13 protein-coding genes are annotated in these 17339 nt (G+C 72.6%); 5 read left to right on the top strand and 8 right to left on the bottom strand.

From position 1 onward, the window contains the following. On the top strand, positions 1-345 hold a 345-nt coding region (locus E8D34_RS09285), incomplete at its 5' end, for an HNH endonuclease signature motif containing protein (protein ID WP_136594362.1). A gap of 186 nt (positions 346-531) precedes the next feature. Here the strand turns inward: E8D34_RS09285 and E8D34_RS09290 are convergent. After that, positions 532-1530 carry an RNA polymerase subunit sigma-70 gene (locus E8D34_RS09290; RefSeq protein WP_206056649.1) on the bottom strand — a complete coding sequence of 333 codons (999 nt, stop codon included), beginning with the start codon at positions 1528-1530 and terminating at the stop codon, positions 532-534. Between the two features lie 205 nt (positions 1531-1735). Between E8D34_RS09290 and E8D34_RS09295 the strand changes: the two genes are divergently transcribed. After that, positions 1736-2503, top strand: coding sequence for an SDR family NAD(P)-dependent oxidoreductase (locus tag E8D34_RS09295; RefSeq protein WP_136594364.1), 768 nt, complete (start codon positions 1736-1738; stop codon positions 2501-2503). 90 nt (positions 2504-2593) lie between these two features. Then, complete coding sequence (locus E8D34_RS09300; protein WP_136594365.1) at positions 2594-3076, top strand: SRPBCC domain-containing protein; 483 nt, start codon at positions 2594-2596, stop codon at positions 3074-3076. A gap of 604 nt (positions 3077-3680) precedes the next feature. On the opposite strand, the gene ligD is transcribed toward E8D34_RS09300, so the two are convergent. Further along, positions 3681-4574, bottom strand: coding sequence for a non-homologous end-joining DNA ligase (gene ligD / locus E8D34_RS09310; protein ID WP_136594366.1), 894 nt, complete (start codon positions 4572-4574; stop codon positions 3681-3683). Beyond that, positions 4571-5554, bottom strand: a complete 984-nt coding sequence (locus E8D34_RS09315) for a DNA ligase (protein WP_240771252.1) — start codon at positions 5552-5554, stop codon at positions 4571-4573. The genes ligD and E8D34_RS09315 overlap by 4 nt, the downstream gene beginning before the upstream one ends. A 51-nt stretch (positions 5555-5605) precedes the next feature. Between E8D34_RS09315 and E8D34_RS09320 the strand changes: the two genes are divergently transcribed. After that, the gene (locus E8D34_RS09320) at positions 5606-6556 is read left to right on the top strand and encodes a Ku protein (protein WP_136594367.1); all 951 of its coding nucleotides are present in this window, start codon (positions 5606-5608) and stop codon (positions 6554-6556) included. Between the two features lie 9 nt (positions 6557-6565). On the opposite strand, the gene E8D34_RS09325 is transcribed toward E8D34_RS09320, so the two are convergent. From E8D34_RS09325 to E8D34_RS09345, 5 genes are all read right to left on the bottom strand, one after another. Beyond that, positions 6566-8284, bottom strand: coding sequence for an FHA domain-containing protein (locus E8D34_RS09325; RefSeq protein ID WP_136594368.1), 1719 nt, complete (start codon positions 8282-8284; stop codon positions 6566-6568). 124 nt (positions 8285-8408) lie between these two features. Next, entirely contained in the window at positions 8409-9458 is a 1050-nt protein-coding gene (locus E8D34_RS09330) for a hypothetical protein (protein WP_168929388.1), read from the bottom strand. A 190-nt stretch (positions 9459-9648) separates the two neighbouring features. Beyond that, positions 9649-10791 carry an ABC transporter permease gene (locus tag E8D34_RS09335; RefSeq protein ID WP_206056650.1) on the bottom strand — a complete coding sequence of 381 codons (1143 nt, stop codon included), beginning with the start codon at positions 10789-10791 and terminating at the stop codon, positions 9649-9651. Continuing rightward, a complete protein-coding gene (locus E8D34_RS09340; protein ID WP_136594370.1) occupies positions 10788-11687 on the bottom strand; it encodes an ABC transporter ATP-binding protein in 900 nt (299 codons plus the stop codon). The genes E8D34_RS09335 and E8D34_RS09340 overlap by 4 nt, the downstream gene beginning before the upstream one ends. A 43-nt stretch (positions 11688-11730) precedes the next feature. Beyond that, on the bottom strand, positions 11731-16620 hold the full coding sequence (locus E8D34_RS09345) for an NAD-glutamate dehydrogenase (protein ID WP_136594371.1): 4890 nt from the start codon (positions 16618-16620) through the stop codon (positions 11731-11733). A gap of 172 nt (positions 16621-16792) precedes the next feature. On the opposite strand from E8D34_RS09345, the gene E8D34_RS09350 reads away from it, so the two are divergent. After that, positions 16793-17275, top strand: a complete 483-nt coding sequence (locus E8D34_RS09350; protein WP_136594372.1) for a DUF2505 domain-containing protein — start codon at positions 16793-16795, stop codon at positions 17273-17275. Positions 17276-17339: the final 64 nt, after the last annotated feature.

A 17339-nucleotide genomic window follows, 5' to 3' on the forward strand; every position in this document is an offset into this window, starting at 1 on the left:
ATTTCGGCGGCCCACGCCCGCCGCCTGGCCTGCACCGCCAAGATCGTCCCCGCCGTCCTCGGCAGCAAGTCCGAGGTCCTCGACCTCGGCCGCGCCCACCGCCTCTTCACCCCCGCCCAACGCAAGGCGCTCCGGCTCCGCGACACCACCTGCCGCGCGGAAGGCTGCTCGGTCCCCGCCACCTGGTGCGAGGCACACCACGAACACCCCTGGTCCCGCGGCGGCGCGACCGACCTCAAGAACGCCGTCCTGCTGTGCGGGTTCCACCACCACCGCACCCACGACCCGGCCTACGACACCGACAAGCTCCCCAACGGCGACCACCGCTACCACCGCCGCCGGTGACATCCGCCCCGCCTTCTGTGCGCCCCACCCGGCGCGCCCACAGGCGGGCGGAGTGCGTCAGGCGCGGATCGCTCGGTTGGCGTTGTGGGTGACCGGGCGCGACATACACGTGCACGGGCCTCAGGTCGCGACGCGCCAGGGGCGACGCTGTCGGCCAGGTGGAGGTCGCGAGACCTACCGCCCCGATCAGGCAAGCATCCGAGGGAGCCCGAGCTTCACCCCGACCGACGACTCGAAATGGGTGAGCGCGGCGATGGCACCCTTGCGGAGGTCCAGCACGAGGACGCCGGTCAGACACTCGTGCCCCGTCGAGGGGTCTGCGACGTACTCTCCCCACCCGAGCTGGCCGTTGCAGCTGACCGGAACCATCGAGGTCAGGCTGGCGGTGTGTGCTCGGACTGCCTCGAGGAAGCTGGCAGCCGCCTCTCGACCGTGGTACTCAAGCGTCAGCGGTGGCATCCGAACCCAGATCTCGTCATCGAAGAGCTCGACGACCCCAGCCACGTCGCCACCGGTGAAGCGCTCCACGAACGTGTCGACGAGACGCTGCTCATCGCCCGTGACCTCACGGGACCGTGTCCCGTCGACCTGCTCCTCCTTCAGTCGGGCGCGCGCCCGCTTGAGGGCGCCGTTGGCGCTGTCCACCGAGATCGCCAACAGCTGGGCGGTCTCGCGTGCGGAATAGCCCAGCACATCGCGGACGATCAGGACGGCGCGCTGCTGCGCGGGGAGCTGTTGCAGCGCCCGGATGAAGGCCAGCGAGATGGCCTCCTTCATCTCGAAGCGGCCTTCCGGGCCCGGCGCGGTCTCGGGTAGGTCCACGAGATCGAGGTCGCCGATCGGCTGCAACCACACGACCTCGCCGTTGCTGCTCGGCGACGGTGGGCTTCCCGGCAGGGGGTTCGCGATCTGCGGTCGGCGCGCCACGGCCCTGACGTGGTTGAGACATCGATGAGTGGTGATCCGGTAGAGCCACGTGCGGATCGACGAGCGGCCCTCGAAGCCCGGCAACCCCAGCCATGCAGCGACGAGCGCCTCCTGCAGAGCGTCCTCAGCGTCTTCGTAGGAGCCGAGGAGCCGGTAGCAGTGCACCAGGAGCTCGGTGCGATGCGGCTCCACCAGCTCGTCGAACGCCTCGCGGTCCCCCGAGCGGGCCGCCCGCAACAGCTCGTGCAGGTCGCCCACGTCAACCTCCTTGGTCGTGACCGACTCCCTTGATGAGTAGACACCCGGTTTCTCCAGAAGTGGTCGTCGGGCTGGTCCCGCCCCCGGTTGGTCCCGCCGCTCGTGGATCGGCGCGCACGTTCCCTCGATCGCGCACTGGCGCGCCGAGGGCGCTGGCGTCGACGCATGGGGGACGTGACCAGTTCCTCGTGGCGACGGTGTCTTCATGGATGTGCGCTCCGGGAGCGCCGCCACCAGAGAGGAGAACCCGATGGTCCACCACGCAGTCACGAGACTCGACGGGGCAACAGTGCTGATCACAGGTGCCAACCGCGGCCTGGGCGCGGAGCTGGCGAGGGCGGCGAGACAGCGCGGCGCCGACCTGGTCATAGGCGCCAGCAGGAAGGCACCAGCCGACAGCGGAACCGAGTGGGTCGAGCTGAACCTCGACGACGACGCCTCGATCGACCACGCCGCCCGACAGGCGGGTGCGGTCGACCTGCTGGTCAACAACGCCGGCCTGTGCGTGGCCGACTGGCTCACCGACGGCACGCTTCTCCATCGGCACCTGCGGACGAACGTGGAGGGTCCACGCCGGCTCACCGACCTGATGCTGCCGGGCCTGCGGGCCCGCGGCGGTGCGGTGGTCAACGTCTTGTCCTTGGCCTCCATCTACCCCATCCCGGGCATGGCGTCCTACTCGGCGTCGAAGTCCGCGGCCATGTCATGGACCCAGACGCTCGCGATCCGCGAAAGGGCCCGCGTCGCGGTCCACGCCGTGTACGCCGGTCCGATGGACACCGACATGGTGCGAGACCTCGCCATCCCGAAGTCCCCGCCGGGCGACGTCGCTGCCGCTGTCCTCGATGCCGTGGACGACGGGGTGCTCGACATCTTCCCCGACGCGATGTCAGCCAGCTTCGCCGACGCCTGGCTCCAGGGCCCAGCCGTGGGTCTGCAGCGAGCAAACGCTGCCATGGCTGAGGCGAGATGAGGGAGCGCGTGCTCGACGCCACCGCCCGTGCGATGGCCGGCGGCGTTCCTCCCTCGGCCCACCACCGACCCATCAGAGAAAGGGAACTCAATGCAGCCACACTCCTTCACCACCACCTACCTCGTCGACCGCGCACCAGGTGAGGTGATCTCAGCCATCTGCGACGTCCGTGCCTGGTGGTCCGGCGACATCGTCGGTCCGACCCGAGCGCCCGGCGACGTGTTCGAGTACCGGTTCGAGGACATCCACCACTCAAGGATCCGTGTCGAGGCGGTGAGTGACACGCGCGTCGTCTGGCTCGTCCTCGACACCCACCTCGCCTTCGTCGAGGACCAGTCCGAGTGGGTGGGCACCCAGATCGTCTTCGACGTCGACGACGCAGGAGAGGCCACCCGGTTCACCTTCACCCACGACGGGCTGGTCCCCGACTTCGAGTGTTACGACGCCTGCCAGCAGGGCTGGACGATGTACGCGGGCGGAAGCCTGCAACGCCTGCTCCGGACCGGTCGGGGCGACCCCGCCGGTGACGGCAACGCGCGCACCGCGGCCGAAGCCGCTCAGCTCGCGAACTGAGAACCAGGCAGCGCCAGTTCTGGGTCGACTCGACGGACGCCTCGGGCCTCGCACCCTTCTGCTCACCACCATCACGGAAGGTCAGGGCACACCTGATGAACATTCTGGTCACCGGAGCCAACGGACATGTCTGCAATGCGCTCCTCGGCGCGCTCGCGCGGCAGTCGGCAGCGGACGTTCGGGCACTCGTACGCCACACATCACGAGCGCCGGACCGCTCCGACGTCGCGACGTACGTCGGTGACCTTGACGAACCGTCGTCCCTGGCTGAGGCGCTCGCCGGTGTCGACGTGCTGTGGTTGCTCACTGCCATGGGAGCCAACGCTCCGCACGCCAGCTCCAACGCGGTCGCAGCGGCCAAGGGCGCCGGCGTGCAACACGTCGTGCGCATGTCGGCTGTCGGTGCGGCCTACGACGCTCCCACGCGCAACGGTCGGATGCACGCGCTGTCCGACGCAGAGCTCCAGTCATCAGGCCTGGGCTGGACGATCCTGCGACCACACTTCTTCATGCAGGTTCTCCTCGGAGCGAGACGGCCCCCCCGCAACAACCTGTCACGCTGGGCACCCGTCGCCCCTCCCCGCCCGGCGCACGCGCACGCGACTCAGGCGAACAGGTCGCCGTGCTCCTCCACTCGCGCCAGCACCGCCGCCGGGCCGAGCTGCTCCAGCGCCAGCGGGTCCTCGGCGCCGGCCTCGACCTCCGCCCAGGTGAGCGGCGCGGCCACCTGCGGCCGGTCCGTCCCGCGCAGCGAGTACGGCGACACGGTGGTCTTCGAGCCGGCGTTCTGCGACCAGTCCAGGAAGACCTTCCCGCGACGCCGCGACTTCGTCATCGAGGCCGTCACCTGCTGCGGGTGCGCCGCCTGCAGCTCCTCGGCGACCAGCCGGGCCACCTCCGAGGTCTCCTCCGAGGGCAGGTACGCCGACAGCTCGGCGTACAGGTGCAGGCCCTTGCTGCCGCTGGCCACCGGCCGGGCGTCCAGGCCGCGGCGACCGAGGGCCTCGCGCACCAGCAGCGCCACCTGGCTGCACTCCCCCAGCCCGGCGCCGTCGCCGGGGTCGAGGTCGACGACCAGCCGGTCGGCGCCCCGCGGCTCCCCCGAGTCGTCCACGGTCCACTGGTGCACGTGCAGCTCGAGGGCCGCCAGGTTGACCATCCACATCAGCGTGGCCAGGTCCTCCACGATCGGGAACTCCAGGGTGTCGCCGTGCCGGCTCGGCCCGCGGGACCCGGTGGTCGGCACCTCGACCGTGCGCACCCACGACGGTGTGCCGGCGGGAGCGTTCTTCTCGAAGAAGCTCATCGCGTTCACCCCGTGCGGCCAGCGCACGCGGGTCACCGGGCGCCCGGCCAGGTGCGGCAGCAGCACCGGCGCGACCCGCGCGTAGTAGTCCAGCACCTCCCCCTTGGTCGTCCCGGTCGCCGGGTAGAGCACCTTCTCCAGGTTGGTCAGCTTGAGGGTGCGACCCTCGACCTCGACCCAGGTCTCGCTCATCGCGCTCCCGCCTCCCCCGCGGCACCGGGCAGCAGGTCCGCGGGGACCAGGTCGCCCCGCACCCCCTGGTACGACGGCTGCCGGAGCCGCTCGTAGCCGACCCCGTGGGTGTCCACGTCCACCACCAGCAGCGGCTCGACCCAGTGGGTGCCGGCCGCGTCCACCCGGGGCACCTCGTCGGCGAACGGGGAGTCCGCGCGCCCCAGGCCGGCGACGAGCTCGGCGAGCAGCCGCGACTGCTTCGGGCCGATCCCGCTGCCGACCCGACCCCGGTAGCGCAGGCCGTCGGCGGTGGGCTCGCCCACCAGCAGCGCAGCCAGCCGTTCGCTCCCGGGGCGCGATCCGGTCTGCGGGCGCCACCCGCCCACCACGTAGGAGCCGCGGTGCCGGTGGGCGAACTTGAGCCAGGCCGCGGACCGCTCGCCGGGCCGGTAGGTGGAGTCGAGCCGCTTGCTGACGATCCCCTCGAGCCCCTGTTGCCGGGTCGCCTCCAGCAGCATCTCGCCGTCGTCGTACTGCGCCGGGACCTGCCACCCCGAGGCGCCGAGGTCGAGGCCCTCCAACCGGGCCCGACGCTCGGCCAGCGGCAGGCCGGTGAGGTCCTCGTCGCCGACGCGCAACAGGTCGAAGGCCATGAACGTGGCCGGCGTCGCGGCCGCGTGCCGGGCGACCGCGCTCGCCCTGCGCACGTGGATCCGCTCGGCGAGGACCCGGAAGTCGGGGAGTCCGCGCTCGTTGAGCGCGATGATCTCGCCGTCGACCACCAGGCCCGGTCCGGGCGGCGGCGTGGCGAGCTCGGGCCACGCCTCGGTGATCCGGTTGCCGTTGCGGCTGCGCAGCTCCACGCCCCCCTCGTCCCCGGTGGTGAACGCCAGCGCGCGCACCCCGTCCCACTTCACCTCGTGCCGCCAGCCGGCGCCGGCCGGGACGTGCTCGCCCGGTGCGGCGAGCATCGGACGCAGGTCGGCGGGGGCGGGCACGTTCCCATCTCACCAGAACCGGGGGTCGGTGCGGGCGCGTAGGCTCGGCCCATGCGTGCGATCTGGAAGGGCGCGGTCTCCTTCGGGCTGGTCAGCGTCCCGGTGAAGCTCTACTCCGCGACCGAGAGCCACGACGTCTCCTTCCGGCAGGTGCACGCCGCCGACGGCGGCCGGATCCGCTACCAACGGGTCTGCTCCATCGACGGCGAGGAGGTGGCCTACTCCGACATCGCCAAGGGCTACGAGACCGAGGACGGGGAGATGGTGGTGCTCACCGACGACGACCTGGCCGGGCTGCCCTCGACGTCGTCGCGCGAGATCTCGGTGGAGAAGTTCGTGCCCAGCGACCAGATCGACCCGATGCTCTTCGAGAAGTCCTACTACCTCGAGCCGGAGTCGACCGGGGCCAAGCCCTACGCGCTGCTGCGCCAGGCGCTGGTCGAGGCCGACCGGATGGCCGTGGTCACCATCGCGCTGCGGCAGCGGACGACCACCGCGGTCCTCCGGGTCCGCGGCGACGTGATCGTGCTGCAGACGATGATGTGGCCCGACGAGATCCGCACCCCGGACTTCACCGTCGAGACCGGCGAGGTCAAGGACGCCGAGGTGCAGATGGCCCGGATGCTCGTCGAGACGCTGGCCGGCGACTTCGACCCCGGCGAGTTCGAGGACGACTACGCCGAGGCGGTGCAGGCCGTGGTCCGGGCGAAGATCGAGGGCGGCGAGGTGCAGCGGACCCCGACGTCGACGAAGACCGGCGGCGAGGTCGTCGACCTGCTGGCCGCGCTGCAGCGGTCGGTGGAGGCGGCGAAGACCGCGCGCGGAGAGGACGCCCCCGAGGCGGCGGAGCAGGACTCGGAGTCCGACGACGCTCCCGCGAAGAAGGCCCCGGCGAAGAAGGCACCGACGAAGAAGACAGCGGCCCAGAAGGCACCGGCGAAGAAGACAGCGGCCAAGAAGACAGCGGCCAAGAAGGCCCCCGCCAAGAAGAAGGCGAGCTGAGCCGAGGGCTCAGCCGACCTTTGCCTCGGCGTCGGCGATCAGGTCCTTGACCGCGTCGATCGACCGGATCCGGCCGCTGGCGACCGGGCTCGACGGGTCGATGTAGAGCGACGTCGGGATGCCGATCAGCTCACCGTCGTCGTCGATCGCCATCCCGCCCGAGTTCCCGGGCGCGATCCGTGCGTCGGTGTCCAGCTCGGAGCGGGGGCCCAGCTGCGGGTCGTTGAGCACGGTCGAGATCACGCCGGTGGTCACCGTGATCGAGTCGCCGGCGCCGGCCACCGCCGGGAAGCCGAGCACCGTCACGTCGTCCCCGGCGCGCAGCGGCGCCGAGCTGCCGATCGGGACCGTCGGCAGGTCCGGCTCCGTGGTCAGCGGCCTCCCACCGGCGTCGGCGTAGATCTCGATGATCGCGGCGTCGAGGTATCCGTCGGCCTCCACCACCCGCGCCCGATAGGCGGCCGGCTCGCTGGTGTCGGTCAGGCCGTCGGTGAGCGAGATCAGCAGATAGTCGGGGTTCGCGATCGCCTCGCCCTGGCCGTACTGCTCGGCGATCCCCGGCGCCTCCGGCGCCGCGACGTGGGCGTTGGTGAGGATCAGCCCGTCCGAGCGCAGGATCGATCCCGATCCGCCGTAGGTGATCACGCTGCGCCCGGGGTCGTCGAGGTAGTAGCTCTCCGCGCTGATCTTGACGGTGGCCGCCTTCGCCGCGTCCAGGTCCGCCCGGGCGAGGCCACCCGACCCACCCGTCCCGCTGGGCGTCGGCTCCACGGGCCGGCCGACCGACTGGTCGCGGTCGCCGGTCCACCAGGCCACCCCCGCCACCACGCCGACCAGCAGCACGACCACCGCGGCCGCGACGCCGACCACGGCGAGCCGACGGAGCCGGCGGCGGCGGGCGATGCGCTGCTCCTCCTCGGCGGCGGAGAGGATCGGGACCAGCGTGAGCTCGGGGCCGGCCACGGGATGGCCGAGGCGCAGCACGGTGCGCTCGTGGAAGCGGAGCGTCGCCACGCGCCGCCCCTCGTGGAAGGTGCCCTCACCGGAGACGTTGGTATAGGTCCACGCGCCGGGCACCCCCTGGACCAGGCCGTGCTGCCGCGAGCACGCGGGGTCGGTCAGCACCACCGTGCAGTCGGTACGCCGCCCGACGCTGATCTGGGCGGGGTGCCGGAACCGGTACTCGCGCCCCTCGGCCACCAGCAGCAGGTCCGGCCCCGTCCGGTCCGGGGCCGGCCCGCGGGGCCCGGCCGCCCGCGGTCCGGGATAGGCGGCCAGGACCTCGGTACGGTCCTCCCCCGGCGGCACCGGGGCCTCCGGCGCAGGCGGGGCTGGCGCCGGGGCAGGCCGCTCCGTGCTGGTCGTCCCCGGCGGCTCCGCGATCGGCGCCGGGGACACCGGCGCCGACGCGTCCGCCTCGTCGGCGGGCACCTGGTCCGCGGGGGTGATCACCAGCTCGACCCCGGAGGCGGGCGGTCCGCAGCGGACCACGACCCGGCCCTCGATCCTCAGCTCGCCGATCCGGCGCCCGTCCACGAAGGTGCCGAACTGGCTACCGGCGTCGACCAGCAGCCAGCCGCGCTCGTCGGCCCGCAGCTCGGCGTGCCGGCGCGAGACCGAGGTCGCGGTGAGCAGCACGTCCGCCTCGATCGCGCGGCCGATCAGGAACCGGCTCTTGCCGTCCAGGCGCAGCACACGGCCATCGACCTCGACGACGAGCGGCGTCACCCGTCCACCTCAGGCGCCTCGGCGTCCGCCTCGACGCCCGCAGCCAGCACCATCGGTGGGAACCTCCGTGCTCGCTCGACCTCTCCTCGCCAATGTAACGCCTCGCGCCGAGCCGGGGAGCGGCTCAGAACACCCGGTCGTAGAGGGCCCGCGGGTCCTCCGCGCCGGCGTCGCTCAGCTTGATCCAGCACGGGCAGGAGGTGTCGTCGAGGTAGAGGGCAGGCTGCCCGGTGGCGTCGGTGTAGCCGAAGATCTTGCCCTGCTCGGGCTCGCCGCGCTGGCGGCCCTCCTCGCCGTTGGTGTCGTGGAACCAGAAGTCGGCGAGCCCCTCGTCCTGGTCGTCCGCCGCTGCCGCCGCCTCGGCGCGCAGCGACAGCAGACCGCCGGCCGCCTCGAAACGGCCGACCCGCGCCGTGGTGCCGTTCCAGCGGCACTCGCTCTCCTCCGACTCCCCCGCGATCCGGACCGGGACCCGGCGGCAGTCGGTGAGGGAGAAGATGCCGGCGAGCTCGGTGAGCCCGCGGTCGGCCGGCACGGTCGGCGCCGTCACGCTCGGCTGGGCGCTCGCGGCGGCCCGGCGCAGGGTGGCCAGCGCGGCGCCCCGGTCCCCGACGAGGTGGGCGGACTGCCGCGCCGCGCGGTCGTCCCAGTAGATCGTCGCCCGCGCGGAGCCGCCCGCCACCGCCGGGTCGAGGCTGTAGTAGGTGGCGGCCCTCCCGGGCGCGGCGAGGGACCCGACCCGCTGGTCGAGGACGTCGCCGCGCGCCGCCACCAGGTCCTTGGCGGCGGCGTACGTGGTCAGCTGGAGCGTGCCCCACTCCGTCGGGCAGCGCAGCACCTCGCTGCGGCCGGAGCCCGTCCGCCGCGGCGACCCGCAGTCCCGGGTCAGGCGGCGGAGGTCGGCCGCGAGCGCGGCGTACCGCTCGTGCGGCTCCGGCGCGGCCGTGGTCTCCTCCGAGGAGGCGGACGCCGTCGTGGCGGTGGAGCCCGACGACACCGCCGGGGTCGTCCCCGCCGACGGCGGTGCGGACGGCTCGGCGCCACTGCTCACCACCAGGTAGGCGGCGAGGGCCACGGCGAGCACGATCGCCACGACCCCGAGCACGAGACCGGCGACCGGGACCCGGGCGGGACCGCGCGCGGCACGCTGCGCCTTGCGCCGACCACCGCTCATGCCCGCCCTGTTCTCCGTCTGCCCGTACCCGCCGGTGATCCTACGTACGAACCGCGCCCCCCGACGAAGTCGCGGCCACGATCCGAGCAGGGATCCGAGCCGGGATCCGAGCCGGGATCCGAGCAGGGATCCGAGCCGGGATCCGAGCCGGGATCCGAGCAGGGATCCGAGCAGGGAGCTCAGTCGGCCCTCAGGCGGTGTCCCACCGGAAGACCTTGGCGGCCACCAGCGTCGTCACGGTGGCGAACGCGGCCAGCACCAGCATCGGCACGATCGCCGAGGACGCCGGCTCGCCGCGCACCATGACGTCCGTCATCGCCTCGTTGAGCCACTTGAGCGGCATCAGGTCCGACAGCGTCTGCAGCCAGCCGGGCGCGCCGTCCAGCGGGAAGAACGCCCCGCTGAGGAACGCCATCGGGAGCACCAGGAAGTTCGCCATGTTGACCGCTCCCTCGGTGGTCTTCGCCACCGCGCCGGACAGCAGGCCCACCGCCATGAAGCAGAAGGTGCCGGCGACGATGAGGGGCACCGACATCCACCACGCGCCGGTCAGCTGCAGCCCGAAGAGCAGCACGCCGGTGGCGAGGAAGATCGTGAGCTGGCCGAGCGCGACCACGACCGTCACCGCGACCCGGGCGCCGACGACCGTGGTGGTCGGAACGGGGGCGAGCTGCAGCCGCCGCAGGAGCTTGGACTGCCGCCACCCCTGCAGGGTCGCGGCCGCGCCGAACGCGGCGCTCATCGCGACCGCCCAGCCGAGCAGGCCGGGCGTGTAGAACTGGATCGCCGTCAACGACTCGTCCTCGACCCGCTCGGACTCGAAGCCGTACGTCGGCGGCTGGCCGCTCGCGGCCACGTTGCTCGCGTCCACGAGCGATCGCAGCACGCCCTGGGTGACCGCCGCCTGGACCTGCTCGGTCTCGGCGTAGTGCGCGACGAGCGTGTCGCCCCGCTGCTCGATCGCGACGTCCGCGTCGCCGGAGCGGACCTCGCCGACCGCGGCGTCGACGTCCGAGGAGGTGGTCACCTCGAAGGTGTCGTCGAAGACCGCGCGTGCACTGTCCGGGAGGTCCTCGACCAGTGGCACCTCGCCGACCACGATCATCTGCACCTTCCCCTCCCCCAGGTTGCCCAGCAGCCCCCCGAAGAGCACGAGGAACATCAGCGGGAACACGACGGCGAAGAAGACCGACGGGCGGTCCCGGACGAAGCCCCGCATGATCGCCGCCGACAGCGACCAGAACGGCGACGACGCGCGGTCGCCGACCTCCCCCGCGGCGCCTCCGCTGGTCCGCCCGCTGGTCCGCCCGCTGGTCCCCTCGGTGCGGCTCATGCGCGGTACGCCCGTCCGGTGAGGGCGAGGAAGACGTCCTCGAGCGTCCCGGTGTGGACGCTCACCCCGTCGAGCATCCCCCCGGCAGCGAGCGCGCCGATGACGCCCGCGGGGTCACGCGTGGTGATCACGGTGCCCTCGGGCTCCTCCTCGGCCCGGTCGACCCCGGCGATGCCGCGGGCCCGCTCGGCGCGGAGGACGCCCGGCGCCACGGTGATCCGCGTCGGCGCGTCCAGCCCTCTGACCAGCGCGGCGGGGGTGTCCAGCTCGAGGATCCGGCCGGCGTCCATGACGGCGACGCGGTCGCACAGGGCCTCGGCCTCATCCATGTAGTGGGTGGTCAGCACCACCGTCCGGCCCGCCTCGTTGATGTCGTTGAGGAGGTCCCACAGGTTCCGGCGCGCCTGCGGGTCCAGCGCAGCCGTCGGCTCGTCGAGGAAGACCAGCTCGGGATCGTGGACCAGGGCGCACGCGATGGAGAGCCGCTGGGCCTGGCCGCCCGAGAGGTCCTCGACCCGGTTGCCGGCCTTCTCACCGAGCCCCACCCGCTCCAGCCAGGCGTCCGCGGCCGAGGCGGGCACGCCGTACAGCGAGGCGAAGGTCCGGATCTGCTCCCGCGCGGTCAGCCGCTCGAAGAACGACGAGGCCTGCAGCTGCACCCCGACGCGGCGCTGCAGGCCGGGGTTGCGCGGGTACACCGAGCCGCCCAGCACCTCGACCTCCCCGCGGTCGGGCGGCCGCAGCCCCTCGACCATCTCCAACAGGGTGGTCTTGCCGGCACCGTTGGGACCGACGACGCCGAAGAACTCGCCCTCCTCGACGACCAGGTCGACGCCGTCGACCGCCACGAGGTCCCCGTAGGCCTTGGTCAGGTCGCGCGCCGCGATGGCAGCCATGGCACGACCCTAGCCAGCGCGCTCGGCCGCGTGCAGGAAAGCGTCAGGACCGCAGCGAGCGGACCACCCGCAGCCCGACCGAGGCCCGGGCGAGGTCGACATGCTCCTCGGCGCAGACCTCGCGCAGCGTCGCCTCCGCCTGGCCCACGATCGGGCCGGCCTGCTCGCTCCACTGCGCCACCCGGTCGGCCGCCGGGAGGCCCTCGTCGGTGCCGGCGAGCACCTGGGCCGTCAGCTGGGCGTGCACGGAGTGCAGGTCGTCGCGCAGCGCCGCGCGCGCCATCGTCTGCCACTGGTCCAGCCGGGGCAGCGAGACGATCCGCTGCTGCAGCTCCGAGAGTGCGAGCCGCTCGCCGAGGGCGAAGTGGACCCGCGCGACCTCCTCCGCGTCCAGGTCCTCGCGCGCGGCGATCTCCACCATGTTCAGCAGGCTGTAGGCGACGTCGAAGGTCGCCACCCGGGCGGCCAGGTCCTCGGGCACGCCGAGCCCCTCCAGGGCGCGCCGGCGGCCGTCGTACGCCTCGAGCTCGCGGCCCACCAGCAGCGTCGGCAGCGCCGCCATCGTGCGCTGCACCGGGCCGGAGAAGAAGTCGACGGTCGCCTGGCTGTCCAGCGGCGGACGGCGGTTCGTGACCAGCCAGCGCGAGGCCCGCTCCACGAGGGTCCGCATCTCCACCCGCATCCGGGTCTGCAGGCCGGCGTCGATCACGTTGTCGTAGGTGGCCAGCTCCTTGCGGACCGCCAGCGAGCCGAAGATCTCGCGGGCCACGAAGTTCGCCCGGGTCAGGTCCGCGGCGGTCGCCCCGGTCTCGCCGGCCAGCCGCGCCCAGTAGGTCATCCCGGCGCCGTTGACGATGTCGTTGACCACCTGGGTCACGATGATCTCGCGGCGCAGCGGGTGCTGGGCGACCTGGTCCGCGAAGCCGTCGCGCACCGGCTCCGGGAAGTAGCCCATCAGGTCCTGCACCAGGTACGGGTCCTCGGGCAGGTCCGTGGCCAGCAGCTCCTCGGCCAGCGCGATCTTGGTGTAGGACATCAGCACCGCGAGCTCGGGCTGACTGAGCGCCCCCTTCGCCTCGACCCGGCGCGCCACCTCCTTGCTCGAGGGCAGCGCCTCCAGGTCCCGGTCCAGCACCCCCTTCGCGCTCAGGTCCCGCATCCACTGCTCGTGCACGTGCAGCAGCGAGGGGGCGTTGCGCGCGGCGTTGGCCAGCGCCAGGTTCTGGTCGTAGTTGTCGCGCAGCACCAGGTCGGCGACCTCGTCGGTCATCGAGGCCAGCAGCGCGTTGCGCTGCTTCTCGGTCAGGTCGCCGTCGGCAACCACCCGGTCCAGCAGGATCTTCAGGTTGACCTCGTGGTCGGAGGTGTCCACGCCGGCGGAGTTGTCGATGAAGTCGGTGTTGATCCGGCCGCCGTTGCGGGCGTAGGCGATCCGCCCCCGCTGGGTCAGCCCCAGGTTGCCGCCCTCGCCCACGCACCGCACGCGCAGCTGCCCGCCGTCGACCCGGATCGCGTCATTGGCCTTGTCGCCGACCTCGGCGTTGGTCTCCTCCTCGGCCTTCACGTAGGTGCCGATGCCGCCGTTCCAGAGCAGGTCCACCGGGGCCAGCAGGATCGCCCGCATCAGCTCGGCCGGCGTCATCCGCTCCACGTCGCCGGCGATGCCGAGCGCGGTCCTGATCGAGGCGTTGAGCGGGATCGACTTCGCGGTCCGTGGGAAGACGCCGCCGCCCTCGGAGATCAGCGCGCGGTCGTAGTCCTTCCAGCTCGACCGGGGCAGCTCGAAGAGGCGGCGCCGCTCCGCGAACGAGGTGGCGGCGTCCGGCTCGGGGTCGACGAAGATGTCGCGGTGGTCGAAGGCCGCGACCAGCCGGGTGTGCTCCGAGAGCAGCATCCCGTTGCCGAACACGTCGCCGGACATGTCGCCGACGCCGACACAGGTGAAGTCCTCCGTCTGGCAGTCGACACCCATCTCCCGGAAGTGGCGGCGCACCGAGACCCACGCTCCCCGGGCGGTGATGCCCATCGCCTTGTGGTCGTAGCCGACCGACCCGCCGCTGGCGAAGGCGTCACCCAGCCAGAACCCGTAGTCGGCCGCCACCCCGTTGGCGATGTCGGAGAAGGTCGCGGTCCCCTTGTCCGCGGCCACCACCAGGTAGGCGTCGTCGCCGTCGTGCCGGACCACCCGCGGCGGCGGCACCGTCTGGCCCGCGACCAGGTTGTCGGTGACGTCGAGCAGCCCGGAGATGAAGGTCGTGTAGCAGGCGACCCCCTCGGCCAGCCAGGCGTCGCGGTCGGAGGCGTCGGGAAGGTTCTTGGCGTAGAAGCCGCCCTTGGCGCCGACCGGCACGATCACCGTGTTCTTCACCATCTGCGCCTTGACCAGGCCGAGGATCTCGGTGCGGAAGTCGTCGCGCCGGTCCGACCAGCGCAGCCCGCCGCGCGCGACCGGCCCGAACCGCAGGTGCACCCCCTCCACCCGCGGCGAGTAGACGAAGATCTCGTAGCGGGGCCGCGGCTCCGGAAGGTCCGGGATCGCCGAGGGCTCCATCTTCAGCGACAGGTAGGGCTTCGGCGGCCCGTCGGGCTCGCCGTCGGCGGTCTGGAAGTAGTTGGTGCGCAGCGTCGCCTCGATGTGGGTGAGGTAGGAGCGCAGGATCCGGTCGTGGTCGAGGCTGGCCACGGCGTCCAGTCCGGCGCGCATCTGCTCGTCCAGCGCCGCCGTACGACGGTCCCGCTGGTCGTCGTCCAACGCCGGGTCGAACCGGGCCTCGAAGAGCGCCACCAGCAGCGCGGCCAGCTCGACGTTGCCGACCAGCGCGCCCTGGATCGAGTCCGGGGCGAACGGGCTGTTCCCCTGGCGCATGTACCGCGCGTAGGCGCGCAGCACCGTCACCTGGCGCCAGGTCAGCCCGGCCCGCAGCACCAGCGGGTTGAACCCGTCGACCTCGTTGTAGCCGTCCCACATCGCCCGGATCGCGTCGGAGAACAACTCCCGACCGTCCTCGGGGTACGCGCCGGCGTAGCGCAGGCCGAAGTCGTAGACGTGGGAGAGCCGGGGCACCCCGCTGAGGGCGTAGGGCCGCTCGTCGACGACCTCGACCCCCATCGAGGAGAGCATCGGCAGGACGTGGGAGAGCGACAGCGGCGACCCGATCCGGTACACCTTGAGGCGGGCCTCCCCCTCCGCCGCGTCCAGGTCCTCGTAGAGGCTCTGGTCGATGCCCTCACCGCCGGCGATCCCCTCCAGCCGGCCCAGGTCGACCGCCGCGGTGCGCGGCACGAAGTCCTCCTTGTAGGCCTCCGGGAACGCCTCGGCGTAGCGGCGTCCGAGCACGGCACCGGTCTCCTCGCCGTACTCGGCGAGGACGGCCTGCTGGAAGTCGTCGTCCCAGGAGCGCGAGGCGTCGATCAGGCGGCGCTCCAGGTCGACGGTGTCGATGTCCTCGGGGATCAGCGCCCCCCGCGGCCGCCGCACCACGAAGTGGACCCGGGCGGTCGTCGACTCGTTCATGCTGACGTTGAACTCCACCGAGTCCGCGCCGAGCTGCTCGGTCAGGATCCGGGAGAACTTGTGCCGGACGCCGGTGTTGTACCGGTCACGCGGCAGGTAGACCAGCACCGAGAGATACCGCCCGTAGGTGTCGCGGCGCAGGAACATCCGCACCGCTCGCCGCTCGCGGGCCTGCATCGCGGCGGCGGCGATGGGCGCCAGCTGCTCGACCGGGGTGTGGAACAGGTCGTCGCGCGGATAGGTCTCCAGCGTGTCCAGCAGCGCGGTGCCGTCGTGGCTGCGCGGGTCCAGCCCGCTGTGCCGGATCACCGCCTCGGCCTTGTCCCGCAGCAGCGGGATCCGCAGCACGGACTCGGTGTAGGCGGCGCTGGAGAGCAGCCCCAGGAAGCGGCGCTCGCCGGTGACCTCGCCGTCGGGGCCGAAGGTCTTCACGCCGACGTAGTCCAGGAACGCCGGCCGGTGCACCGTCGACCGGGAGTTGGCCTTGGCCAGCACCAGCAGCGTGCGCTCCCGAGCGCGCGCCTTCACCGCCTCCGGGAGCCGGCTGAAGGCCATCGACTCCTTCGCCTCGGTGCTCGACTCGCGCAGGATGCCCAGGCCGCTGTCGGGGACGACGCTGAGCACGTCGTCCTCCACGCCGTCGACCTCCTCCCGGTCCAGGCGGTACTCCCGGTAGCCGAGGAAGGTGAAGTGCTCGTCGGCCAGCCAGGTCAGCAGGTCGGCCGCCTGCCGGACCTCCTCGGCCTCCAGCGGCGGCGGGTCGGCGGCCAGGTCCGCGACCACCTCCTCCACCTTGTCGTGCATCGCCGGCCAGTCGTCCACCGCCTCGCGGACGTCGCCCAGGACCCGCTCGATGTCGTCCGCCAGGCGACCCGCGTCGTCCCCGTTGCCGGAGAGGCGGTCGATCTCGACGTGCATCCAGGACTCGCGGATCTTCCCCTCCGCCGGCGCGGAGGCCCCCAGCGGGATCGGCGCGATCGCGACCAGCCGGCCCTCCTCGTCGCGCTCCACGTCGAACGTCGGGTGCACGACCAGGTGCATGTCGTGCAGCTGCCGGGACAGCTCCATGGTCAGGGAGTCGACGAGGAAGGGCATGTCGTCGACCACGACCTCGACCACCGTGTGCCCCGCCGCCGACCAGCCGTGCTCGGCGACGGTCGGGGTCAGCACCCGGACCCGGGGCTCGTGCGGCCGGCGCTCGGCGCCGAGGTGGAAGTGAGAGGCGAGCGCGCCGTACACGTCGAGGTCTGCCCGGCCGCGCAGGTCCTCCGCGGCCACGTGCTGGTAGTACGCCGGGAGCAGGTCGTCGAGCTGCTCCCGCGGAGGCCCGCCGGAGCCCTTGCTGTGCTGCGCCGCGGCGGCCGCCTGCTCGAAGAGCCGCTGCCTGGCCGACACCTCCGCGGCGTCACGCTGCGTCATCACCGCCACCCCTGCGACACTAGGACCGCGCGGGCGCGATCACAACCAAGCAGCGGTACGGCGGTGGCCGGCGTCGACCCCGTGGACCGGCGCCGCCGACCTGCGGCGATGATGGGGGGCGACGGCGGGGCCAGGACCCCGCGCACCGGCTGCCCGAAGGAGCCCACCGGCGATGACAACCCGCCTGGTCCACACCCTGACCTACGACGCCGACGCCGCCACCAGCGCGGCGATGCTGGCCGACCCGGAGTTCCGCGAGCAGGTATGCCGCAGCCAGCTCGCGACCTCGCACCAGGTGAGCATCGAGGGCTCGCCCGGGCCGGGGATGCAGGTCCACGTCCAGATGACCCTGCCCACCGACAAGGTGCCCTCGTTCGCCAAGAAGATCGTCGGCACCGAGACGACGCTGGTGCAGACCGAGGAGTGGCAGAGCGCGAGCGAGGCCCGTGTCTCCATGGCGATCCCCGGCAAGCCCGGCGAGATCCGCGGCACCTCCGTGCTCGCCGAGGCCGACGGCCGGACCACGCGCACGGTCACCCTCGACATCACGATCAAGATCCCGCTGGTCGGCGGCAAGATCGAGGACCTGATCAGCAAGCTGCTCGGCAGCGCGCTGCGGGCCGAGGAGCGGACGGCCAAGGAGTACCTCGCCTGATCGGGCCGAGCGCCGCCGCTGGTTGAGGTGCGAGGCGCCCCGGCGCCGAGCCTCGAAACCGAGG

The organism is Nocardioides sp. GY 10113, from assembly GCF_004919105.1.
GTDB lineage: Bacteria > Actinomycetota > Actinomycetes > Propionibacteriales > Nocardioidaceae > Nocardioides.

Bases quoted from the DNA above. Each gene is read 5' to 3' on its own strand.
- E8D34_RS09295 (WP_136594364.1), top strand. From the start codon at position 1,736: ATGGATGTGCGCTCCGGGAGCGCCGCCACCAGAGAGGAGAACCCGATG.
- E8D34_RS09300 (WP_136594365.1), top strand. From the start codon at position 2,594: ATGCAGCCACACTCCTTCACCACCACCTACCTCGTCGACCGCGCACCA.
- ligD (WP_136594366.1), bottom strand. From the start codon at position 4,574: ATGAGCGAGACCTGGGTCGAGGTCGAGGGTCGCACCCTCAAGCTGACC.
- E8D34_RS09320 (WP_136594367.1), top strand. From the start codon at position 5,606: ATGCGTGCGATCTGGAAGGGCGCGGTCTCCTTCGGGCTGGTCAGCGTC.
- E8D34_RS09330 (WP_168929388.1), bottom strand. From the start codon at position 9,458: ATGAGCGGTGGTCGGCGCAAGGCGCAGCGTGCCGCGCGCGGTCCCGCC.
- E8D34_RS09335 (WP_206056650.1), bottom strand. From the start codon at position 10,791: ATGAGCCGCACCGAGGGGACCAGCGGGCGGACCAGCGGGCGGACCAGC.
- E8D34_RS09340 (WP_136594370.1), bottom strand. From the start codon at position 11,687: ATGGCTGCCATCGCGGCGCGCGACCTGACCAAGGCCTACGGGGACCTC.
- E8D34_RS09345 (WP_136594371.1), bottom strand. From the start codon at position 16,620: ATGACGCAGCGTGACGCCGCGGAGGTGTCGGCCAGGCAGCGGCTCTTC.
- E8D34_RS09350 (WP_136594372.1), top strand. From the start codon at position 16,793: ATGACAACCCGCCTGGTCCACACCCTGACCTACGACGCCGACGCCGCC.